The organism is Melghirimyces thermohalophilus (genome assembly GCF_900102685.1).
In the GTDB taxonomy this organism is placed as follows: domain Bacteria; phylum Bacillota; class Bacilli; order Thermoactinomycetales; family DSM-45169; genus Melghirimyces; species Melghirimyces thermohalophilus.
Map to the genome: position 1 here is coordinate 1 of NZ_FMZA01000021.1, position 21674 is coordinate 21674.

The 21674-nt window shown below is 53.5% G+C and carries 21 protein-coding genes; 7 read left to right on the top strand and 14 right to left on the bottom strand.

Going from position 1 to position 21674, the window contains the following annotated elements:
* Positions 1-126: 126 nt before the first annotated feature.
* The 5 genes from tkt to BLP91_RS13930 all read right to left on the bottom strand — a co-directional run bounded on the left by tkt (position 127) and on the right by BLP91_RS13930 (position 7486).
* Positions 127-2139: a transketolase gene (gene tkt / locus BLP91_RS13910; RefSeq protein ID WP_091572353.1), complete on the bottom strand. Its 2013-nt coding sequence runs from the start codon at positions 2137-2139 to the stop codon at positions 127-129.
* 73 nt (positions 2140-2212) lie between these two features.
* Positions 2213-2656 (bottom strand): D-aminoacyl-tRNA deacylase, encoded by a 444-nt coding sequence (gene dtd / locus BLP91_RS13915; protein WP_091572355.1) that lies wholly within the window; start codon positions 2654-2656, stop codon positions 2213-2215.
* Between the two features lie 24 nt (positions 2657-2680).
* Positions 2681-4852, bottom strand: coding sequence for a RelA/SpoT family protein (locus BLP91_RS13920; RefSeq protein ID WP_425412232.1), 2172 nt, complete (start codon positions 4850-4852; stop codon positions 2681-2683).
* A 123-nt stretch (positions 4853-4975) separates the two neighbouring features.
* Positions 4976-5320, bottom strand: coding sequence for a hypothetical protein (locus tag BLP91_RS13925; RefSeq protein WP_091572360.1), 345 nt, complete (start codon positions 5318-5320; stop codon positions 4976-4978).
* Positions 5321-5428: 108 nt separating this feature from the next.
* On the bottom strand, positions 5429-7486 hold the full coding sequence (locus tag BLP91_RS13930; RefSeq protein WP_425412233.1) for a transglycosylase domain-containing protein: 2058 nt from the start codon (positions 7484-7486) through the stop codon (positions 5429-5431).
* Between the two features lie 257 nt (positions 7487-7743).
* Here BLP91_RS13930 and BLP91_RS16795 point away from each other — a divergent pair, with 257 nt between their 5' ends.
* The 3 genes from BLP91_RS16795 to BLP91_RS13940 all read left to right on the top strand — a co-directional run bounded on the left by BLP91_RS16795 (position 7744) and on the right by BLP91_RS13940 (position 9671).
* Entirely contained in the window at positions 7744-7902 is a 159-nt protein-coding gene (locus tag BLP91_RS16795; RefSeq protein ID WP_176757995.1) for a hypothetical protein, read from the top strand.
* Between the two features lie 149 nt (positions 7903-8051).
* Positions 8052-9113, top strand: a complete 1062-nt coding sequence (gene mnmH, locus BLP91_RS13935; RefSeq protein WP_091572365.1) for a tRNA 2-selenouridine(34) synthase MnmH — start codon at positions 8052-8054, stop codon at positions 9111-9113.
* 105 nt (positions 9114-9218) lie between these two features.
* On the top strand, positions 9219-9671 hold the full coding sequence (locus BLP91_RS13940; RefSeq protein WP_091572368.1) for a hypothetical protein: 453 nt from the start codon (positions 9219-9221) through the stop codon (positions 9669-9671).
* 47 nt (positions 9672-9718) lie between these two features.
* On the opposite strand, the gene BLP91_RS13945 is transcribed toward BLP91_RS13940, so the two are convergent.
* Complete coding sequence (locus tag BLP91_RS13945; protein ID WP_091572371.1) at positions 9719-10090, bottom strand: hypothetical protein; 372 nt, start codon at positions 10088-10090, stop codon at positions 9719-9721.
* Between the two features lie 88 nt (positions 10091-10178).
* A complete protein-coding gene (gene greA / locus BLP91_RS13950) occupies positions 10179-10655 on the bottom strand; it encodes a transcription elongation factor GreA (RefSeq protein ID WP_091572373.1) in 477 nt (158 codons plus the stop codon).
* Positions 10656-10902: 247 nt separating this feature from the next.
* Between greA and BLP91_RS13955 the strand changes: the two genes are divergently transcribed.
* Complete coding sequence (locus BLP91_RS13955) at positions 10903-11739, top strand: CPBP family intramembrane glutamic endopeptidase (protein ID WP_091572375.1); 837 nt, start codon at positions 10903-10905, stop codon at positions 11737-11739.
* Here BLP91_RS13955 and BLP91_RS13960 read toward each other — a convergent pair.
* From BLP91_RS13960 to asd, 4 genes are all read right to left on the bottom strand, one after another.
* Positions 11701-12675: a 2-hydroxyacid dehydrogenase gene (locus tag BLP91_RS13960; protein ID WP_091572495.1), complete on the bottom strand. Its 975-nt coding sequence runs from the start codon at positions 12673-12675 to the stop codon at positions 11701-11703. The two genes, BLP91_RS13955 and BLP91_RS13960, sit on opposite strands and share 39 nt — an antisense overlap.
* Positions 12676-12727: 52 nt before the next feature.
* Positions 12728-13942, bottom strand: coding sequence for an MFS transporter (locus BLP91_RS13965; RefSeq protein ID WP_091572378.1), 1215 nt, complete (start codon positions 13940-13942; stop codon positions 12728-12730).
* Positions 13943-14018: 76 nt separating this feature from the next.
* On the bottom strand, positions 14019-14624 hold the full coding sequence (locus tag BLP91_RS13970; RefSeq protein WP_091572380.1) for a rhomboid family intramembrane serine protease: 606 nt from the start codon (positions 14622-14624) through the stop codon (positions 14019-14021).
* Positions 14567-15496, bottom strand: a complete 930-nt coding sequence (gene asd / locus BLP91_RS13975) for an archaetidylserine decarboxylase (protein ID WP_091572383.1) — start codon at positions 15494-15496, stop codon at positions 14567-14569. The genes BLP91_RS13970 and asd overlap by 58 nt, the downstream gene beginning before the upstream one ends.
* A gap of 86 nt (positions 15497-15582) precedes the next feature.
* Here asd and BLP91_RS13980 point away from each other — a divergent pair, with 86 nt between their 5' ends.
* Positions 15583-15894, top strand: a complete 312-nt coding sequence (locus tag BLP91_RS13980) for a gamma-type small acid-soluble spore protein (protein ID WP_091572384.1) — start codon at positions 15583-15585, stop codon at positions 15892-15894.
* 169 nt (positions 15895-16063) lie between these two features.
* On the opposite strand, the gene BLP91_RS13985 is transcribed toward BLP91_RS13980, so the two are convergent.
* On the bottom strand, positions 16064-18043 hold the full coding sequence (locus BLP91_RS13985) for a peptidoglycan D,D-transpeptidase FtsI family protein (protein ID WP_091572387.1): 1980 nt from the start codon (positions 18041-18043) through the stop codon (positions 16064-16066).
* A 186-nt stretch (positions 18044-18229) separates the two neighbouring features.
* Here BLP91_RS13985 and BLP91_RS13990 point away from each other — a divergent pair, with 186 nt between their 5' ends.
* On the top strand, positions 18230-19525 hold the full coding sequence (locus BLP91_RS13990) for a S8 family serine peptidase (RefSeq protein ID WP_091572389.1): 1296 nt from the start codon (positions 18230-18232) through the stop codon (positions 19523-19525).
* On the opposite strand, the gene BLP91_RS13995 is transcribed toward BLP91_RS13990, so the two are convergent.
* A complete protein-coding gene (locus tag BLP91_RS13995; RefSeq protein ID WP_091572392.1) occupies positions 19515-20657 on the bottom strand; it encodes a S8 family peptidase in 1143 nt (380 codons plus the stop codon). The genes BLP91_RS13990 and BLP91_RS13995 overlap by 11 nt on opposite strands.
* Before the next feature lie 84 nt (positions 20658-20741).
* On the opposite strand from BLP91_RS13995, the gene BLP91_RS14000 reads away from it, so the two are divergent.
* On the top strand, positions 20742-21200 hold the full coding sequence (locus BLP91_RS14000; protein WP_091572395.1) for a hypothetical protein: 459 nt from the start codon (positions 20742-20744) through the stop codon (positions 21198-21200).
* Between the two features lie 27 nt (positions 21201-21227).
* Here BLP91_RS14000 and BLP91_RS14005 read toward each other — a convergent pair whose 3' ends face one another.
* Positions 21228-21569, bottom strand: coding sequence for a hypothetical protein (locus tag BLP91_RS14005; protein ID WP_091572397.1), 342 nt, complete (start codon positions 21567-21569; stop codon positions 21228-21230).
* Between the last annotated feature and the right edge of the window lie 105 nt (positions 21570-21674).

A 21674-nucleotide genomic window follows, 5' to 3' on the forward strand; every position in this document is an offset into this window, starting at 1 on the left:
AACTTCTGTCCTTTTTTCGCCATGAAAACACCCCTTAAAAGTAGTTCCGTTCACAGGGGGTTTTTCCTGTGTCTACTTTAAGGGGTGCACATCATGTTCAGCTGGGGGCTTTTTTTGGGTTGCTCTTTATCCCTTCAATACGCGGTTTACATGTTGGATCACGTTGTCTACGGTGAATCCGTACTCCTCCATCACTTGACCGCCGGGGGCAGAGGCGCCGAAGGTGTCGATGGCCACGATGGCCCCTTGATCACCGGTGTATTTCTCCCAGCCGGAGGGGTGGGCCGCTTCCACGACCACCCGGGCTTTCACATTGGAAGGAAGGACCGATTCCCGGTAATCCTCCGATTGTTGGTCGAAAAGTTCCCGGCAGGGCATGCTGACTACGCGCGCTTGCACTCCCTGTTCTTTCAACTGTTTTTGGGCGCTGACAGCCAGACTCAGTTCCGAGCCGGTGGCGATCAAGATGACATCGGGATCGCCGTTGTCAGCATCCGCCAGCACATAGCCACCCTTGGCCACTCCATCGAACCCTTTGTCCGCGGTTCCTTCCAGGACGGGCAGGCCTTGGCGGCTGAGAGCGAGAGCCACTGGCCCGTCGTTCCGGGTAAGGGCATGCCGATAGGCTGCCACGGTTTCGTTAGCATCCCCAGGGCGGAACAGTTGGAGGTTGGGAATCAGCCGCAAGGAGGGGACCTGTTCCACCGGTTCATGGGTAGGGCCGTCTTCGCCGACAGAGATGCTGTCATGGGTCAGCACGTATAGGACGGGGAGGCCTGACAAAGCCGACAGACGGATCGAGCCCCGCATGTAATCGGAAAAGACGAGGAAGGTGCCGCCGAAGGGGCGCAGTCCGCCGTGATAGGCCATCCCGTTCAGGGCGGCGCCCATGGCATGCTCTCGCACCCCGAACCAGACATTGCGCCCGGAGTAATCCTCGGCGTGGAAAACCTTTTCCTCCTTCAATGTGGTCTTGTTGGAGGAAGCGAGATCAGCCGAGCCACCAAACAGGTTGGGAACGGTCTTGGCCAGTGCGTTGAGGGCATCACCGGAGGCGGCACGGGTGGCGATCTTTTCCCCGGTCTCGTAACGAGGAAGTTCCTGGTCCCAGCCTGCGGGCAGCTCCCCGCGCATCGCCCGTTCCAGCTCCTCCGCCAACTCGGGATGGGCCTGTTTGTATTCGGCAAAGAGTTCGTCCCATTCCGACTGGGCCCGGGCTCCTTTTGCCTTCAGTTCAGCAAAATGGCTCCGCACCTCTTGCGGAACGAAGAAAGGCTCGTCCCATTTCCATCCATAAGCTTCCCGCACCTTAGCCGCTTCATCGGCACCGATCGCTTTTCCATGCACTTCATGGGTGCCGGCGAGATTGGGACTTCCGTAGCCGATCGTGGTCTTCACCTCGATCAGAGTGGGACGGGTGGTCTCCTTCTGCGCCTCTTCGATGGCGGAGGCGATCGCCTCCAGGTTGTTCTCCTCTTCGACGCGCAGCACTTGCCAACCGTAGGCTTCAAATCGCTTGGCCGCATTTTCGGTGAAGGCGTGGGCGGTTTGCCCGTCCAGGGAGATATCGTTGGAATCATAAAGGGCGATCAGTTTCCCCAGGCGCAGATGGCCGGCCAGGGAAGCGGCTTCCGATGCCACCCCTTCCATCAGATCCCCATCACTGCAGATCGTGTACGTGTAATGATCCACCACTGGAAAACGTTCCCGGTTATAGACAGCCGCCAGATGGGCTTCCGCCATCGCCATGCCGACCGCGTTGGAAATTCCTTGCCCCAGCGGCCCGGTAGTCGCTTCGACACCGGGAGTGTGACCGTATTCCGGATGACCCGGTGTGGCACTCTTCCACTGGCGGAAATTTTTCAGCTCCTCCATCGGGAGATCGTAGCCGAACAGGTGGAGAAGGCTGTACAACAGCATGGAACCGTGGCCGGCGGACAAAACAAACCGGTCCCGGTTGAACCAATCCGGATTGGCCGGATTGTGCTTCATAAAACGGGACCAGAGCGTATATGCCATGGGGGCCGCACCCATTGGCATCCCCGGATGCCCAGAATTGGCCTTTTCCACCCCGTCGATCGACAGCATGCGGATGGTGTTTACGGCCAGTTGTTCGATGGACTGGCTGGTATTGGGCATAAGTTTGATGTCCTCCTTGTCCTCTGCTTATCATTTTACGGTTATTATAGCACAGACAACCTTTTCATCTCGCTTATTTTTTGCTTTCCAGGATCAGAGTAACCGGACCGTCATTGGTTAGCTCCACTTCCATCATCGCCCCGAACACTCCGGTTTCCACTGGTACGCCGTGAGCTTTTAGCTCCTCATTCAATCGCTCATACCATTTTTCAGCCACGTCTGGTGGAGCGGCCGCCATAAAATTGGGGCGACGTCCCTTTCGACAGTCTCCGTACAAGGTAAACTGGGAGACCGACAGAACACTCCCACCTACATCCAGCAGGGAATGATTCATCTTCCCCTGCTCATCCTCAAAGATGCGTAAATGGGCCAATTTGTCCGCTAGGTAACGGACATCCTCTTCTCCATCCCCTTCAGTCACCCCGACCAGGCAAACCAAGCCATGGTCGATAGCGCCTGTTGTCTTACCATCAACGGTTACACGGGCCTTTTTGGCCCGTTGAATCACAATCCGCACAAACTTCCCCCTTCTTGGCTCGACCTATTGCATGATGCGGCGCACACTGTAGATATCATGCACCTTTTTGATGTGATCCACTACCGATTGCAGATGGTTGATGTTCCGGATGGCGATGGTCATATTAATTTTGGCCATCCCCCGCCGGTCGGCCTTTCCACTGACTGCGATCAGCGTCACCCGAGTCTCAGCAACTGCCTGCAACACCTCGTTTAAGAGGCCATCGCGATCCAAGCCGGAGATTTCGATATCCACATTGTAAAACTGGTCGGGAACGCCTTCCCATTCCACCGGAACCATCCGGCCTTCCTCAACTCCCTGCAGGTTGGGGCAATCGGAGCGGTGCACCGATACGCCCCGTCCCTGGGTGACGAAGCCTTTGATATCATCACCGGGCACCGGATTGCAGCACCGGGAGAGGCGGACCAGCAAGTTGTCGACGCCTTTGACCCGAACGCCGTCACCCAATCGTCTCCGACGTGTCGGCATCGCTTTGACATCGGGGAGAACCAAGGGTTTCTCCTCTTCCTGACGAAGCCCCTCAGTCAACCGGTTCACCACCTGGGCGGCGGAGATGCCTCCATAACCGACGGCGGCAAACATATCCGTTTCATCGGGAAAGTTAAATTTATCAGCCACTTCCTTAGGCCGTTCACTGTTTAACACTGTAGCGGGATCAAAATCCTGTTTTTTGAGGGAGGCCTCGATCATTTCCTGTCCCTTCGCTATGCTCTCCTCACGCCGCTCCTTTTTAAACCAGTTTCGGATCTTATTCCGAGCCTGGGAAGATTTGACCAACTTCAGCCAATCCCGGCTCGGTCCGTAACTGTGCTTAGAAGTGAGGATTTCCACAATGTCCCCGGTTTTCAGCTTGTGCTCCAGGGGGACGATCTTGTTGTTCACTTTAGCACCGATGCAACGGTTTCCCACTTCTGTGTGGATACGGTAGGCAAAATCCAAGGGAACCGATCCAGCCGGTAATTCCAGCACATCCCCCTTCGGCGTGAAGACGAAAACCGCATCAGAAAACCAATCCATCTTCAAGTTTTCCACAAACTCCCGGGCATCTTGCGTCTCTTGCTGATGTTCCAGGATTTCTCGGAACATTTTCAGCTTCTCGTCGAAGGAGCTTTCACCCGGCTGGCTGCCAGATTTATAAGCCCAGTGGGCGGCGATGCCGTATTCCGCGATACGGTGCATCTCCCGGGTCCGGATCTGCACCTCGATCGGCTCCCCTTTGGGACCGATCACTGTGGTGTGCAGCGACTGGTATAAGTTGGCCTTCGGCATGGCGATATAATCTTTAAACCGGCCAGGCATCGGCTTCCAGATGGTGTGGATGATGCCCAACACGGCATAGCAATCCCGGATGGAGTTGACGATAACCCGGACCGCCAACAGATCATAAATCTCATTAAACTGTTTGTGATCCTTCACCATTTTCCGGTAGATACTGTAAATGTGCTTCGGTCGACCGGAAATATCGGCGGAAATGTCCATATTTTCCAGTCGCTGACGGATCGTGGCGATCACTTCTTCCAAATATTTCTCCCGTTCTTCTCGCTTTTGCTTCATCAGGTTGACGATCCGGTAATATTGCTGCGGATTCATGTTTCTGAGGGCAATATCTTCCAGCTCCCACTTGATCGTCGAAATCCCCAGCCGGTGGGCGAGGGGAGCGAAGATCTCCAGGGTTTCCTGGGCGATCCGGCGCCGTTTCGCCTCGGGAAGATAGCGAAGCGTCCGCATGTTGTGCAGCCTATCGGCCAGTTTGATCAAAATCACCCGGATATCTTGCGCCATGGCCACAAACATTTTCCGATGATTTTCCGCTTGATGTTCCGCATTGGATTTATATTTCATCCGTTTTTTCAGCTTGGTCAAACCATCCACGATCTGGGCGACGGTCTCCCCGAATTCCGCCTCTATCATTTCCAGCGTGGCACCGGTATCTTCCACCACATCGTGGAGAATAGCAGCGGTCAGGGTGGTGACATCCATTTGCAGGTTCGCCAGAATCCCAGCAACCGCCACCGGATGATGAATATATTCTTCACCGGATTTGCGGGTCTGCCCTTTGTGAGCTTCCGCGGCAAAAAGGTAAGCTTTCTCCACCTGTTCCAGCTCTTCTTTTTTCAGATATTGACCCACGATATCCAGTAATTTCTCAATCGGCATATCCCACTCACCCAGCAGTTATTAAAAAATAATTTTATCTTGTATTATCTCTTAATTGACTAGCAAAGTAAAGGAATGTCATGAACCTTTCGGATAAGCGGCGAAATGAAAAGAACCCGGCGGACAACCGGGTGGGATCTGTCAACGACGTCGAAAGCCGAATAATCGGCCGCTCTGGTACCGAATATATAGAAATAGAGCCGATGCGAGGATCGCCAACACCATCATCACCGTATATTGGGCCACTTCCTCCTCGCTTTTTTGCATCATGATCGGCGCCACAATCATTCCGCCGTAGGCGGACAGTTCAAAGGAAAATAAAAATCTTTTCCAAGCACGGTAAAGGTAGTCCCGAATCTGGATATCACCCGGCGTAAACAGTTCCTTGAAAAAGAGAAACAGGATAAAGACCATCCAAATCAAAAAACCGCCGACCACCAGACGGGCGAACCCCCCTACCAGATTTGAAAAAAAATCCTCAAACAATGATATTCTCCCCTTTTTTCCATCGTGCTGTCAAAATAACAGAAGGGTTAACGGAAATGCAAAGGGAAGCGGCCGGTTCTCCCCGTGAGGAAAACCGGGCAGGAGAGGCTAGCCCTTCTTCCATTCTCCCAGCCTCTCTTTCCATTCCTGCTTTTTCTCTTTCCATCGCTCGGAGAGCTCATCCTTCTGTTTCTCCCATTCCCGTAACTTCTTCTGTAACGATTCGTTCTCTTTCTCCTCTTTGTCCTCCCGTTCCACTCGGGGCGGCTCTTTCCATTTTACCGCATCCAAATCGAAGGCTCCCACCGGTCGGTCGGCTAAGGCTTTCGACATCATTTCCCGGAACACCACCGCCGCCGTCGAACCACTGGAACCGGTCAGATAGTGTTCCGAGTCGGTCTGGTCGTAGCCGATCCAGACGGCTCCCACCAGGTTGGGGGTGTAACCCACGAACCAGTGGTCCTTGGCTCCCTCCCGCTCCCCTCCGGGCAGCTGGGTGGTCCCCGTCTTACCGGCGGTGGGACGTCCGGGAACCTGGGCCTTCTTCCCTGTTCCCTCCTGGACCGCCCCGCGCAGCATATAAGTGATGTGTTGGGCCACCTTCGGCTGCGTGACGCGAACGGACTTCTTGTACCATTTGCCCAGGGTGTCACCCTCGACCGTCTCCACCCGACGGATGGTGTGGGCATCCACCATTATCCCATTATTGGCAAAGGCGGCATAAGCTTGACTCATTTCCAAGGGAGAGACCCCTTTGTTTAATCCGCCCAGGGCCAACCCCAACTGATGGTCCTCCTGCGTCAAGGAAATACCAAATGCTTTAGAAAAACGAACGCCTTGATCCACTCCGATTTGGTCCAGCAGCCAGACTGCCGGCACGTTGCGTGAATCGACCAGAGCTTCATACATGGTAACCTCGCCGAGATACTGATCATCGTAATTGTACGGTGTGTAATCTCCGAAGCTCATCGGTTGATCTTTCAGTCGCGCATCGAGGTCGTAACCGGCGGCGAGGGCGGGAGCATAGACAGAGAGGGGTTTCATCGCCGACCCTGGCTGCCGTTGCAGTTGGGTGGCCCGGTTAAATCCGCGGAAAACGTGTTTCCCTCGTCCGCCGACTAAGGCCCGGATGCCCCCCGTCTTTGGATCCAACAGTACGCTGCCGCTCTGAACCGGTTGGTCATCGCTTCCCTTCGGGAACAGCTCCCTCTGGCTGGTTACTTTCTCGGCCGCTTGTTGCATGGTAGAGTCCAACTCCGTATAAATGCGCAAGCCACCAGATAGCACTTCTTTTTCCGTCAAGCCGTAACGTTGAGTCGCCTCCTGGATGATCGCATCCACGTAAGAGGGGTACCGCCCGCGGTAATCATCCGGCTGCTGCCCTTGAAGCACGATATCCTTCTTTTTGGCCTGAGCCATTTTTGCCTCGTCGAGAAACCCTTCCTCTTCCATGCGGTTTAACACCACATCCCGCCGGGCCATCGCTTGGTTGAAATGTTTGAAGGGAGACAAGGAAGAGGGCGATCGGATCATTCCAGCAAGCAGCGCCGACTCCCCGACAGTCAACTCCTTCGGCTCTTTTCCGAAGTAGATCTGGGCCGCTTTTTTGACCCCCCAGGCACCTTCGCCGAAATAGATGGTATTGAGATACATCTCCATAATTTCATCTTTTGTATAAGTGCGCTCCACCTTTTTAGCCAGGAGAATCTCCTTCACCTTTCTTTTGTAGGTGCGATCGTGGGTCAAAAATATATTTTTTGTCAACTGTTGGGTGATGGTACTGCCGCCTTGGGCAATCGTCCCTTGGCGAAGGTTAGCGATCGCCGCACGAAGCGTACCCCAGTAATCCATACCAGAATGCTGGTAAAAGCGGCGGTCTTCAATGGCGACTACCGCCTGAATCATGTGATCCGGCAGATCCTCCAAATGGATCGCCTCGGATGGGGAGGTGGAAATTTTACTGGCCACATTCCCCTGTCGATCCAGAATGAGCGTCGGCTGCGGGGAAGCGGCTTCCAGCGCATCGACATCCCGGGTTGAGATCAAGAGGTTCACGATGAGAAAGAGAACCATCCCGATCAGACCGATACTCCAGACAGAGACCCGAACCCATTTTTTATGCCACCAGTCAGTCAAGGTGTGGATCTTGGCGCTTTCATCCTTTATCGGTTCCATGTGATGAACCCCTTCACCCCCACAGTTTGCAGAGAGTCCATCTCCCCGGGCGTCAATTGATCGGGCACTCGTTTCCACCTTCCGCTATACGTAGCTAGATTGTACCAGAAAATGTTCACACTTTCGAGAGGATCGGCTTCCTTTCGACATCCTGTCCTCAGAAACAGGTTAGATAAAATGGACGCATGTCCCCCTACTTCCGAGGATAACCTTCCAAATAACGGACCCCATAGGAAGGAGGATTTGTTATGAGCCGGCGTCGGAAGAAAACAGAGCCACCACCCTTCACTGAAGCAGAGGATTTGGATCCCATCCAAGCGCTGGAGCCGATTATCACCCGGCCCGCGGATGAGGCTTTTGACGGCCCCGAACTGGACCGGGAAACGACCACCCGAGATGAGGCGTAGCTTTGCGCTGTTATCAATCCATACTGGGATTCCGCGCGCCCGGTTCCTCGGAACTGGGCTTTTTCCATGTCAGCAGTCCGTTTTTTCTTCACAGACCGCTATGTGATAAAATAGATCGGACAAGCTCAGCTAGAAGGGAAGTCTGTCTCATGAGAGACATCGATGTGAAACAGGCCATAAAAGAAAAGAACGTTCAATGGATCGATGTCCGGTCCCCGAGGGAATTTGCAGAGGCCACCGTTCCTGGTGCAGTCAATGTTCCCCTGTTTGACAATGAAGAACGGGCCGAGATCGGGACCATTTATAAAAAACAGGGCAAACAAGCAGCCATCCGCCAGGGAATGGAGATCGTCTCCCCAAAAATTCCCCATTTAGTGGATGCGATGCTGGAGCAATCGGCCGGGCGCACCCCTCTGTTGTTTTGCTGGCGAGGGGGAATGCGCAGCGAGTCGATGGCCACCTTTCTGGATCTAGCCCGCGAACCTGCACTTCGTTTGGAGGGCGGTTACCGTGCCTACCGGGAACACGTGGTCAACCGTCTGGAAAATATTCCTATCTACTTCCGGTTTGTGGTGTTGCACGGCTTGACAGGTGTGGGGAAAACGGCGCTTCTTCACCGAATCCAGGACCAGGAGGTCCCCGTGTTGGACCTGGAAGGGTTGGCCGGGCACCGGGGCTCCGCCTTTGGCAGCCTGGGGGAAACCCATCCCCGCAACCAGCGCATGTTTGATGCGCTGCTCCTGAAGGAACTGGAGCGGTATCGGGAGGAACCTTACGTATTTATCGAAGCGGAGAGCAAACGAATCGGCCGTGTCCAACTGCCCGATTTTATGGTAAAGGCCAAGGATGACGGTATCCCGGTGCTGGTGGAAGCTTCGGAAAGCTCTCGGGTCGACCACATTTTGGATACCTACCTGCAACAACATCCCACCAAGGAGTTCCAACGACAGGTGATGGGTGCGATCTCACGGATTGAACGCCGATTGCCGCCAGACACTCGCAAAGCGTTGTGGGATTGGGCGGAACGGGGGGAGTATCGCCCGTTGGTTCGTACGCTTTTAACCCAGTATTATGACCCCCGTTACCAATACAGCCAAGCACGATATCAATACGTCCTCCACATTCAATCTGACGATATGGACCAGGCGGCAGCCGAACTGGTCTCCTTCCACCACCGGCTGCTAAAGGAACAGACGGCCCTTCACCCCTGAAGGGCTCGGCCTTTTGGTGCGATGGGTAAACAAAGAGTAGCGAGTATGCTCCCTCCTGATTTGTCGCAAACTGGGACAAAAGACTGATCCAAAGGAGAAATCAGGATGAACCTTCAACGTCTGTTCGCCTGTGCGTTCACCATCTGCTTGCTGTCTGCAGCGATCTTCTATCCGGCACAAGCCCACGCCGGGAACCTTCCACCCTCTAAGATTTCAAAAGTGGAGGGATACCGCGTCCTGCAGCAGCAAAAAACCCCTATCCGGGTCGACCGAGCGATGCAGATGGAATTGGAGCGGGTGCTGGAAGGGATTCGGCAAATGGGTGGAATGAGCTCGGACGAGCTGCCGCAACAATACGTTCTGTTCCACTTTCCCCGTCCGGTGGTTCTCCCCTTAACCCCGGTGGGATATCCGGTGGAAGACGTGATCATCGCCCCAGCTCCCTCTCTGTGGGAGGCCCCTCGACTCTTAATCAAAAACCGGCAACACCAATGGATTGAATACAAAACCAGGCGCTCGCTCCACCAATTGGCGGATCAGGTGAAAGCTGCCCAGTAAAGAAACAAACGGGAGGCGGCCACAAGGCCGCCTTTATCGATGGAGCATCACACCTCGATAGAGACCGATTTCCGCGACAGAGGCATCAGCGTATCCTCTAACACCACGCCGCCGACGGAACCTCCCAAAAGCACCCGCTCACCTTGCCGAAAAAACTCCATAAACAACCGCCACATGTCATCCTTCCAGACCATTTCCCGGCACAGCTCTTGTTCCGAACCTCCCGTCACCGTTACCTCGAGATCCCCTTCCGGGTGGGAGGCGATGTGAAGGGTGAGCGATTCCACCATCGAAGCCAAGCGGCCGGTAGCATCCCGAGCCTCTTCTTCCTCAGTAAAGTCTAAAGCGACAAAGGGATTCGGCTGCCGTTCCTGCTGTTCGTAGGCGCCGATCAGAAGACCGGATACGTTTAAGACCATCCTTCATACCCCTTTCGGAATGAAACCAATTTTGCCACAACAGACACAGCAAAGAACTGCCACACTTGGAGGTGTGACAGTCACTGACTTAATTGATGGAGACGATTTTAAATTGGATGGGGCCGGCGGGAGCGGGCACTTCTACGATTTCCCCTTCCCGCTTCCCGATCAATTCAGCACCGATCGGAGACTCGTTGGAGATTTTCCCGGAGAGAGGATCCGATTCCGCGCTACCCACAATGGTATAGGTCTCTTCTTCCCCATCGGGCATTTCCTTGATTGTTACCTTGGCTCCAACACTGATAAAGTGTTTATTCTGCGTATCCTGGTCAATAATTTTGGCGTTACGCACCATATTTTCCAGGGTAACAATCCGCGATTCCACGAACGCCTGCTCTTCCTTGGCTGCGTCATATTCGGCGTTTTCGCTCAAGTCCCCTTGGGCGATCGCTTCTTTCAAACGTTCTGCAACCTCCTGACGACGTTTCGTCCGAAAGGTTTCCAGTTCTTCTTTAACCTTTGCCAAACCCTCTTCAGTAAGTAGAACTTCTTTTTTTTGTGCCATACCGATTCCTCCTTGAAAAGACAAACAGATGGTCCCGATCCATCGTTACAGTTTGTATGCCTTTTCACACTAAAATTGGGCATAAAAAGCCACGGTATACAATCGCCCGTATTCACACAGATCCCAAATATTTTCCAAACCCGTTCCCCGAGACTGAATGATATCTTATCACAAATCCTTCCACCGTAAAAGAGGCCTCCGCATCGTGTAAAGGGTATACTGTTACCGGAAAAGGAGAGTGAGTGAGATGCTAAAATGGGTTCAACTGACGGGTAAAGTGGCGGTCACGTTAATGATGGCGATCACCGCTCTTTTCATATTCAGTCTGCTCCTGTCCCCGATCTCCCCTGACCTCGGTCCGCTGCCCCTTACCGTCGCCCAGAATGCTGCCTTTGTGCTGGCGGCCTATGTATCCTGGCGCTATATGGAAAGAAGGCCCTTCACCGACATGGGATTGGACCCCTCCAGGTGGATTCGCCCTTTCTTGCATGGAAGCACGTTGGGACTTGTATTGATCGGTGGGCTGTTTCTCCTGCTCTGGTTGACGCCATGGCTGGAAGTCACAGGGCTACGACCCGCCGGGCTCATCACTCCGGGACTTTATTCCGCCCTTCTTTTTCTGATCGTGGCCTTCGGAGAAGAAGTGTTTACCCGGGGTTATATGCAGACATTGCTATCCCGGTCCTTGGGTAGCTATCGCGGCATCTTTACCACCGCTATCTTGTTTTCTGCACTCCATCTCCAAAACCCTTCCTCCACCCTGCTGCCCATGGTCAATCTTTTTTTGGCCGGGGTGTTGTTAGGGGTGGCTCGTCACGTCAGCGGAGGATTGTGGTTGCCGATCGGGATCCATTTCACCTGGAATTGGTCCCAGGATATGCTCTCCTTGCCCGTCTCCGGGTTACGGATCTCCCGGGATTCGCTGTTGACCGCAGTGGAGACGGGGCCAAACTGGATCACCGGCGGCGCCTTCGGCTTGGAAGGAGGAGCCGCCGTCATCCCGGTCTTACTGCTGGGTACGGGGTGGCTTTTGTACCGATGGCGATCAACCCAAAACACGAGTGGATTCTCCGATTCCCACTAGTTCCGCCACAATATTTTTCGCCGCCCGTAGAGCCATGGCACGCCGTGTCTCCCAAGTGGCGCTGCCTAAATGCGGGGCCAGAACGACGTTGTCCAACTCTTTCAATCCGGGAGCGAGTCGGGGCTCATCCTCATACACATCCAGCCCGGCACCAGCGATGGTTCCCGTTTGAAGCGCCTCTACTAAGGCCGGTTCATCCACCAACGCCCCCCGAGCGGTGTTGATCAGATAAGCTGATGACTTCATCTGGGCAAGCTCTTTTGCTCCAATCAGATGATGAGTCTCCTCTGTATAAGGGGCGTGAATAGAAACAAAGTCCGACTGCTGAAGGAGCTCGGTCAGGGAGAGGAAGGTGACACCCCACTTTTTCTCCTCCTCGGGATCGAGCGGGGTACGGGAATGAACCACCACCTTCATGTTAAAGCCGGCCGCCCGCTTAGCCACCGCCCGGCCGATTCGACCAAAGCCGATAATCCCTAAAGTGGAGCCGGTCACTTCTTTTCCCAGATGGAACATCGGCGCCCACTCATGCCACTGGCCGGCCCGATTCAGCCGGTCCCCTTCCGTCACTCGACGGGCGGCATCCATCAAGAGGGCCCAGGCCAGATCCGCCGTCGCTTCCGTCAACACGCCAGGGGTGTTGGTGACCGCTATTCCCCGCCGGGCTGCCTCTTCGACATCGATGTTGTCGTAGCCCACAGCATAGTTGCTGACCACCTTCAATTCAGGAGCAACATCCATCAACTCCCCGTCCACCCGGTCAGTCAGCATGGAGAGGAAGGCATCTTGATCCTGAATCAGTTCCAGAAGCTCTTCCCGTTTCAACATCCCATCCTCGGCGCCCACTGTCACAGAACAATGTTGGCGAAGCAGCTCCAGTCCCGCCTCCGGGATCTTTCGACTCACCAGGACCCGAGGGCGTCTTTCCCGTTTCATGGTTTCAACCTCCCCGAAAATGATGTTTGTATTCGTTCGATTCATCCCTGATTTACTCCTGCTCCAAAATCGGAACCTGCCTGATGGAGAGCCAGGCAATCAACTGCACAAAACCAACGGGTAACACCAGCCATTTCAACTGTGCCGGATCCGGCATCTCCCGTATCCACCAAAGAAAGACCAAAACACTGAGCACCCGCCCCACATTGAGGGCCAGCTCACGAGCGACCACATACTCCACTCGCAACCGGGCCGTATCCTGATTCTCCCCGATCACATCGAAGACCGCCGAAGTAAGTGGGACCATATAGACCGGGTAAAAGAGGGACGCCCCTACCCCTAAAATAACCAGGGTCCAGGTATTGACATCCCATAACACCGGCAAAACCACGATCCCAGACATAGCGGCCCCCAACAGGATACTTTCATCCCGCCATTTCAGCTGCATGACCCGGCCCACCGCCACATAAGCGAGCAGGGAAACGACGGAGGAGGCGGTCAGATAGCCCCCCAACGCCAGCTCGTCACCGGTGGAGACGAAGATCAAGAGACTGATCAGGAAGGCAAATAACCCTTCCCGTGTCCCCTGAGCGATCATGGCGAGATTAACCCAGTACCAATGGTTATCGCGGCGTTGGGTGAGCCGGAGGATTTCCCGCAAACGGTAAGCGCCCCGAGCACTCCGCTGCTTCAACATGAAACTGATGATGACCGCCAGCAGGAATACAGCCAGGGAGATGGCAAAAATGATGCGATATCCGGTAAAGTGATCGACGACGGTGATCACCCAACCGGAGAAGAGGGGAGCGACGATGCCGGCCAGCGAGGTGAAGAGTCCGTTGATGCCGTTGTAAATATCCCGGTTATCACGCTCGGTAATTTCAAAGTACAACACATGATAAGATAACCAGAAAAAACCGGAACCAATCCCCATAAAAAAACCGAGAGGAATGACCAGTTCCGCAGATCGGGGACCGAAAAACAACACGGCCAAATAAAAAAGGGCCTGCAACGCCACACCTATCCGGATGGCGATGACCCGATCCAGCTGCTTGGCCAGACGACCAGCCAGTACAAACGTGATCGCCATCGCCAGGTAACTGGCAAGATTGAAGCGGCCGATCACGATAAAGTCCTGTTTCAATTTCCATAAGTATACATTGACAAAGGTATTGGACATGGCGGTAGAAACCGCAAACAACCCGTTAATGATCAGCAGAAGCCATGCTGGGCGGTCCAAGCGATCAGTTTTCCCAAGTAAGCTCATAGGCCTCACCCAAGCATAGCTTATCCAAATAGCGGCGGATTTACCGATCCGATGTGAAGGGAAATCGGTAAACGGCTTAGAGCCCTTTTTTCAAGCGTAACAACGGCCCGGCCAACAATAGCCCCGATATCAACCCTCCCAGATGAGCGATCAGATTGATCGAGGGGTCCATAACGCTGAGCAAGAGGTTGATCCCCACCAGAGCGAGCAATCCTTTACCTGTATCCGGATCCATCGATCCTTTGCGGAATAAAAACAGATAAACATAGACACCGAACAATCCGTAGATCGATCCCGACGCCCCTGCGCTGATGTTCCCCGGAAATTCTAGATAAAAAGTGGCCAGGTTCCCCGCGATCCCCGTTACCAAATAAAGGAGCAAAAACCGCCAGCGGCCGAAGAGCCATTCCAGTTGGGGAGCCAAGATATATAAGCTAAAACTGTTAAATAAGAAATGAGTAACACCGATGTGAAGGAAGATAGGCACAACCAAGCGCCACCATTCCCCTTCGACCACCAGAGCGGGAACCAGCGCACCGAAGGCCTGCAGCACAAAGGGATTTTTAGAACCACCACTTATTGTCATCAACAGAAAAAGAACAGTCTGTACCAATAAAATAAGGGTTACGATGGGGAAATAGGACTTGAATCGCCTCGGGGGTAGTTGGGTGTGCTGAAACAATGGGATTTCCCTCCTTTCCCTTCCGGTTGCGGTATGATCCGCGCAATCGCTTGGCCCATCTGAACCGATTGACCCGGTGATAGGTCATCCACCCATACGGTTCGGCCCGGTTCAAAGACAAGAATCACCGTGGAACCAAATTCGAACCTTCCCAGTTCCTCCCCTTTTTCCAGCGTCACCGGGTGCTTGTATGTTTTCGTGCTCTCCCGTCTCCGTCCCGGTCGGTTGGTCCGCACTTGATCATCGTAATAAACCCTTATGCTTCCGACATTCGTAGCCCCCACCTTGACGAGAGCCACTTCCCCCGCCGGGGAATGGAGATAAGTGATCAATCGTTCATTTCGGGAAAACAGTCCCCGAACCCTGCGCACACCGATGGAATTGACAGGAAATAGGGTGCCCGGTATGTACGTCAGCCTGTGCACTTTTCCCTTTACCGGTACGTGTATTCGGTGGTAGTCCCTTGGACTTAGGTAAAGGGTGATAAATGCCCCTCCCAAAAAGCGTCGGCTGTTTGCAGCCTCTCCACCCAATAGGGCTTCTAAAGAATAGGTTACTCCTTTGGCCTGCAGAAGACTTCCTTCCTGTACTGTGCCGACCTGGGAGACCGTTCCATCCACCGGACTGATGATCCGGTCGGAGGCTGGATCCACCGGACGCGCCCCTTCTTTCAGACCCCGGACAAAAAAATCGAGCAGCGTCCGATAATGGGAAACGGGTTGTTCCACTTGGGAGAGATCCACATTAAAACGTCGGATATAATAAGGAATCAAATGTCGGCTGTAGGGAGATCGAGCCAATCGCCCCATCCAGCGAGAGACGGATTTTTTGGGGATGCAATTCATCATCGCCATCAAAATTTGTTCCTTCATGATGCCTCCTCAGGCAATAAATGTTTCTAAAATCAGTGAGTGAAACCCTTGTTTCCGGACACAATACTTAGCACGGAGGTGATAAAATGGCTTTCCAACCCAAAGGCGCTTCCAAAACCAATGCTCAACAAGTGCGCCAACAAAACCAACGTTCTGCCGCCCAAGGTCAACAACAGCAATTCGGGAATGAGTTTGCTTCCGAGACGAATGCCCAGCAAGTTCGTCAACAGAACCAACGTTCTGCTCAAGCCGGTCAGGCTGCCCAGGCCGGACAAGCCGCTCAACAACAGCAGCAACAAAAGCGGTATGCGAACGAGTTTGCTTCCGAGACGAACGCTCAACAAATTCGTCAAAAGAACCAGCAATCTCAAGCCCGCAAAAACCAAAATCAACAGTAACATTCCATGATAACGATCCCATCCCGCCGAGGCGGGATGGGATCTTTTGTTTCCCCGCAACATCCGCGGATCAGACGCCAGTTCCAGCAATCGATCCCTTCATTATTGACCAGACGGCACACCCATTGCAACAAGTGTGACCAGGTCCACGAACGCCCTATCACCGCCCTTACCCGCTGTTTTTCATATAATCCTCTGCATACACGCTGATCATTTTTTCTGCGATGGGACCAGCCGCAATACTACCGTAACCGCCCTCGGGCACGACGACAGCCACAGCGATTTCCGGATCTTTTGCGGGGGCGAAGGCGATGAAGACGGAGTTTTCCACGCGTCCCTGACCGGGAACATCCTGCTCCGAAGTACCCGTTTTGGCCGCCACATCAAAGGGCAGGTCCTGAAACAGGTTGGAGGCTGTCCCTCCCGGCTGGGTCACCTGGGCCATGGCCTCTTTGACGGTTTGAAAGTGGCGATATTCAATGGAGGATTGGTTCAGTACCTTCGGTTGAAACTCTTTGACCGTTTCTCCATCCTGATTTTTCACCTTCTCCACCAGCAGAGGTTTCATACGCTTGCCGTCATGGGCCAAAGTGGCGGTGAACTGGGCCAGTTGCATGGTGGTATAGCGCTGGGCTTGCCCGAAGGAGCTGAGCACCATCGCTCCCAAGGGGGAAAAGCTTTCCGACAGATATCCTTCCGATCCGTCTTGTTCCCCTTTAAGAGGCACTTCCGTAGGAACGCCCAACCCGAACTGGTGGGTATACCGTCTAAATTGATCCAGGCTCTCCTTTCCATCCCTGCGGTACCACCGGTTCGCCGTCCACGCGAAAAAAGTGTTCGCCGATTTCTGGATCGCCTTATATACATTGAGGGCTCCGTAGTTGTGATTGCTCGAGTTGCGCACCGGCGGCGTCGCCGTCGCGTAGTAGTATGTCCCCGGATCCTGGAATATGGTCTGGGGTCCGATGAGACGCTCTTGCAAAGCCATCAGCGCCATCAGCGGTTTAAATGTAGACCCTAAGGGAACTACCGACATCGGATGCCGTCGATATTCTTCCTCGGGATGGGCTGCATTACGGGCGTCGTAGGGAGCCTCCTGGATCGTTCCATTGCGGATCGTATAGGTTAACCGCTTGTAATCTTCCGCGGTCACCGGGCCATTCCAAATGTTGGGGTCGTAATCCGGGTAACTAACCATGGTACGGATTTTCCCCGTCTTCACTTCCATAGCCACCGCATAAGCGTTTCGTGCGTTGGGCGCCCGATGGCGGCCGGGAGCTTCTTCTCGCAACCACTGTAATTGTTTTTCAATAAACGCCTCGGTTTCCAGTTGCATGGACTCATCCAGGGTCAAGGTGAGATGGTTCCCGGGGCGAGGTTTCACCTCTTTGATCACCTCCACCGGCTTACCCGTGGAGTTGACCCGGACCACTTTATATCCGTGCTGTCCGCGGAGGTAGTCCTGGTAACTGTATTCGATCCCATCCATGCCCACCTGTTCCCAGTCGAGATACCCACCGTCTTCCGGCTTATTATCGGCCTGTTTGTACTTTTGCAAAGAAGCTTTTGCTCCGGCAAAGGGTCGTACATACCCGATGGTCTGTACGGCAAAGGTATCCTCCCGGTAATCGCGAAGGGGCTCGAGGAAGATGTTCACCCCTTTATACTGGGAAGGATGCTCCGATAGCTGCACGACCTCTTCCTCTGTTAACCGATCCTTAATTTTCTTAGGGTAGTAGGCCGGCTGTTTACGCGGGACCGAATTGCCTTTGGGGTCCAAACCCACGTCCATCTTTTCCAAAACCTTTTTAACGGACATATCCAGTGCCTCAGCCAGGTTTTTGGCCGTTTGCAACTTCTCTTTTTTATCTCCCTCAGTTTCCAGATACATGGCGGTAAACAGGGATTCATTTCCCACCAACAGCTCCCCTTCCGCACTGTAGATCTTCCCGCGGGGAGCCAATATCGGTATCTGCTTAAAGTTATTCTCTTCCGCCAGTTTTTGATACTTTTCTCCTCCGCCAAGCTGAACCCATGCCAGGCGCAAGATCAAAACCACAAATAACAAAAAAACGATCAACCATAAAATATGCAACCGTTGAAAAAGGATCTCACCAGGTCGGGAACCCTGCGGTTTTGGTTTGATCATGGTCGCTTCTCAACCTCTCTATTTTTCCCACATTGCCGATTTTAAGTGTAACATAACTGGCTCGTTTATGGTTCATCCCGCACAGTCTATTCCAAAGATCTTCCTGATTGGGTATATGCTGTGCCCCTCTTCTTCTATGAATCATACTTTGGCAAGTGAAGATTTTATAGATAGGAGAGAGCACTTATGAGCCAGACCCATTATCAATGGATCCGTGAATACGGACGGAGAATGGATTCCGATTTACGTTGTTCACTGATCCAACGGTTGCATCTTCTCCGTTATATTCCGTGTTTCTTTCACCGGGCCACCCTCTCCCTGATGGAAAGACTGAGCCGTGTGCCCGTCCTCGTTCAGGTGGATCAACATGCCAAAGTGAGTGCTTCATTACAAAACACCCTATACAACAACCCTTCTTCCGTCGATTTCTTCAACAGCATTCACATGTTTCGTATGCACCTCAATCTCAACCAGCTCCACAAGATGATGAAGCATCCAGAGGTCAAACGCGTCTACTTGGACCGCAAGGTTTATGCTTTGTTGGATACGGCCGCTCCCGCCGTCAATGCCCCGCTAGCATGGAAGTATGGCAATACCGGTGAAAGGACGGGAATCGCTATTATCGACACCGGCATCCACGCCCATCCCGATCTGATGAATCCGGAACCCCGTATCGCCGCCTTTAAAGATTTTGTCAAAGGGAAAACCAGCCCATACGATGACAACGGTCACGGCACCCACTGTGCCGGGGATGCCGCCGGTAACGGTTATGCCTCCGACGGCAAATATAAAGGCCCCGCTCCAGGGGCCAAACTGATCGGTGTAAAAGTGCTGGACAAAGCCGGTTCCGGCCAGCTTTCCGATGTGATTTCCGGAATTGAATGGTGTATTCAAAACAGAGAGAAGTACAATATCCGTGTGCTGTCTCTCTCTCTGGGAAGCCGGACCAACTCTTCCTATAAGGATGATCCGGTGGCCCAAGCGGTGGAAAAGGCCTGGGATCATGGAATCACCGTGGTGGCAGCGGCTGGTAACGATGGACCGGACCCTGGCACCATCTCCAGTCCGGGAATCCATCCCCGAATCATTACCGTGGGAGCCAGCAATGACAAAGGAACTCCAACGATCCGCGACGATGAAGCCGCTTCTTTTTCCAGCCGGGGTCCCACACCGGATGGTGTTACCAAGCCCGATCTACTGGCTCCGGGAACGGATATCGTCTCCCTCCGGGTCCCCCGTTCCTACATTGATAAAATGTCGCCGGACAGCCGGATCAATCGGCACTATACCACCTTGTCGGGAACATCCATGGCCACTCCCATCGTCGCCGGCATGGCGGCTGTTCTGCTCACCCATCAGCCGGACCTGACCCCAGATGAAGTGAAAAGAGAGTTGGTGCAAGCGGCCCAATCCCTGGAGCTGCCCCCCAATGTTCAGGGGGAAGGATTGGCTCAGGCAGCCGATTCCTGGTTTAAGGGATAAACCGGCCCATATAATGAGCCAAGGACTGTGCCGCTCGATACGCATTTAATTTGCCGTATTCCCGGGTGTTGCGAATCGTGCCTGCCGATTCGATAAACAAACTGCGGAGCTGATCCGGCGAGAGATCCGGTTTCAGGTAAATGAGCAGCGAGCAAGCTCCGGCTACATGAGGGACGGCCATCGATGTGCCGCTCATCTCACGGGTAGTTTCATTTAACCAAGCGGAAGCGATTTTTTCCCCCGGAGCCGCAAGATCCACTCCTTTTCCCGTATTGCTGAAGGAGGAAAGGGTCCCGTTTCGCGAAACCGAGGTGACGCCGATCGTTTCTTCAAACCGGGCCGGATAGTCCGTCGGTCCCGCAACTCCCTGATTACCCGCCGCAGCCACCATCGTTAAGCCTCTGCGATGAGCCGTTTGTATCGCCTGGCGCAGGCTGTCACTCACATTGGACATTCCGAAACTCATATTGACCACGTCGATCTCATTTTCGATACACCAGTTAATCGCACTGAGAAGGTCGGAAAGATTGGCACTTCCTCTCCGGTTAAAAGCTTTGACCGCATAGATCCGAACCCGGGGAGCCACCCCCATCACACTCAGTTCGGCAGCGCTTCCGGCGATGGTGCCGGCGACGTGGGTTCCGTGGCCATTGTAATCATACGGGGTAAACATGGGAGACAAAATATTGACCCCGCCGGCGTAATTTTTACGGATGGCCGGATGGTCGTTGGCGATGCCGGTATCGATCACCGCCACTTTTACCCCACGCCCTTTAGTATAGGGCCATACCTTGTAGGCACCGACATCCTGAACACCCCAGGGCAACTGGTCTCTCGTCTGATCGGTGATCTCCCCGGCAAAAGGGTCGGTAATTCTCACTCGGGAATCAAATTCCCAATGAGCCACATCCGGATGACCTTCCAAACTTCGGGCACCTTGCTGATTGATAAATTCACCCACTATGATGCCCAGATGGGACAATATCCGAACCGGTCGCCCGCCCGATCGGTTGATTTCCCGAATACACTCCTTCGGGTTGCGGAAATTCCTTAAATAATAAATCTTTCGAACCCTTTTTGCCTTCCGATGAAATGCGGGCAATGGTCCCTGAAACCATTCCGGCTTTGGCATTTCGCTCAACTCCTTCTCTCACTGATAACCCCCGGTATGAATACCTTATGAGAGCGATGCAAACCACCGAGGGAGTGTAGCATTTTGAAACAGCCCAAGCTATATACCCATCACCGAAGGGGAAAGCAAGCCCGGCGTCCGGCTCGGCGGGCCGCCACCGCCAAGGGCGGGGCGGAAAACATATCCGTTTCCGGACGAATGGATGAAATCCGGAATTTGTCCAGGGAGATTTTTTCCGCCACTTCTAAAATGGAGCAATGGCTGACCGCGATCACCAATCTGAGTTACGCATTGGAAGACAAAAAGGCATTCCAAAAATTTCTTACCAGCCTATCCAAAATGGATTTGAATCCATCGGACGACGACAAAAAGGATTCTTCCAACCAGTCAACCGCATCATCCCCAAAAAAGTCGTCGCATTTATCTTCCAAGCCTTACTCCACAGACGGCGAAAGCCTTTACGATCTGATCAACTCTCCAGGAATGGCCCAAATGGTCGACACCATTATGAAAAACAGACAGGCGAACAAAAAGCGAAAATAATGTGGTAACGGGCTCTCAGACAGCCCGTTATTTTTTCTTCCGATTGCCAGAGGAATTCCGCAATTTTCGGTTCATCTTTTCTGCCTGCTCCTGGGGAAACCATTGTTGTTCAACCAGTCTGGTCAGTGCCCGGTCCGGTTTGCCGGCATCGATCACCAGCTTCATCATCTGCTTCAGCTCCTCATTGCTTAACGGAGCCTGGGTCAACCGACGGATATACCCGAGAAAACCGTCTAACCCCCGGTTATAGTAGCTGTTCTTGGCATCGCTCAAAATCTGTTCCAACAGCCGAGCATTCATCACATTTCGACCCATCATCTGATTGATCAGATCGGCGAATTCTTTTTTAGTCGGCCCCGTTCCCGTCATAGTCAGCGCCCCCTTTTCTCTTCACATGCTCCTTGTGCGCTTACACATAGATGTATGTAAATCGCCCGGACTTGCATATGGCAAATACCCAGCTTCCAGGTAAAG

What these genes read in the sequence shown, in the direction of transcription:
- tkt (WP_091572353.1), bottom strand. Translation starts at nt 2,139, where the DNA reads ATGCCCAATACCAGCCAGTCCATCGAACAACTGGCCGTAAACACCATC.
- BLP91_RS13965 (WP_091572378.1), bottom strand. Translation starts at nt 13,942, where the DNA reads ATGAGCTTACTTGGGAAAACTGATCGCTTGGACCGCCCAGCATGGCTT.
- BLP91_RS13985 (WP_091572387.1), bottom strand. Translation starts at nt 18,043, where the DNA reads ATGATCAAACCAAAACCGCAGGGTTCCCGACCTGGTGAGATCCTTTTT.
- BLP91_RS13990 (WP_091572389.1), top strand. Translation starts at nt 18,230, where the DNA reads ATGAGCCAGACCCATTATCAATGGATCCGTGAATACGGACGGAGAATG.
- BLP91_RS14005 (WP_091572397.1), bottom strand. Translation starts at nt 21,569, where the DNA reads ATGACGGGAACGGGGCCGACTAAAAAAGAATTCGCCGATCTGATCAAT.
- asd (WP_091572383.1), bottom strand. Translation starts at nt 15,496, where the DNA reads ATGAAGGAACAAATTTTGATGGCGATGATGAATTGCATCCCCAAAAAA.
- BLP91_RS16795 (WP_176757995.1), top strand. Translation starts at nt 7,744, where the DNA reads ATGAGCCGGCGTCGGAAGAAAACAGAGCCACCACCCTTCACTGAAGCA.
- BLP91_RS13955 (WP_091572375.1), top strand. Translation starts at nt 10,903, where the DNA reads ATGCTAAAATGGGTTCAACTGACGGGTAAAGTGGCGGTCACGTTAATG.
- BLP91_RS13945 (WP_091572371.1), bottom strand. Translation starts at nt 10,090, where the DNA reads ATGGTCTTAAACGTATCCGGTCTTCTGATCGGCGCCTACGAACAGCAG.
- greA (WP_091572373.1), bottom strand. Translation starts at nt 10,655, where the DNA reads ATGGCACAAAAAAAAGAAGTTCTACTTACTGAAGAGGGTTTGGCAAAG.
- mnmH (WP_091572365.1), top strand. Translation starts at nt 8,052, where the DNA reads ATGAGAGACATCGATGTGAAACAGGCCATAAAAGAAAAGAACGTTCAA.
- BLP91_RS13980 (WP_091572384.1), top strand. Translation starts at nt 15,583, where the DNA reads ATGGCTTTCCAACCCAAAGGCGCTTCCAAAACCAATGCTCAACAAGTG.
- BLP91_RS13940 (WP_091572368.1), top strand. Translation starts at nt 9,219, where the DNA reads ATGAACCTTCAACGTCTGTTCGCCTGTGCGTTCACCATCTGCTTGCTG.
- BLP91_RS13995 (WP_091572392.1), bottom strand. Translation starts at nt 20,657, where the DNA reads ATGCCAAAGCCGGAATGGTTTCAGGGACCATTGCCCGCATTTCATCGG.
- BLP91_RS13960 (WP_091572495.1), bottom strand. Translation starts at nt 12,675, where the DNA reads ATGAAACGGGAAAGACGCCCTCGGGTCCTGGTGAGTCGAAAGATCCCG.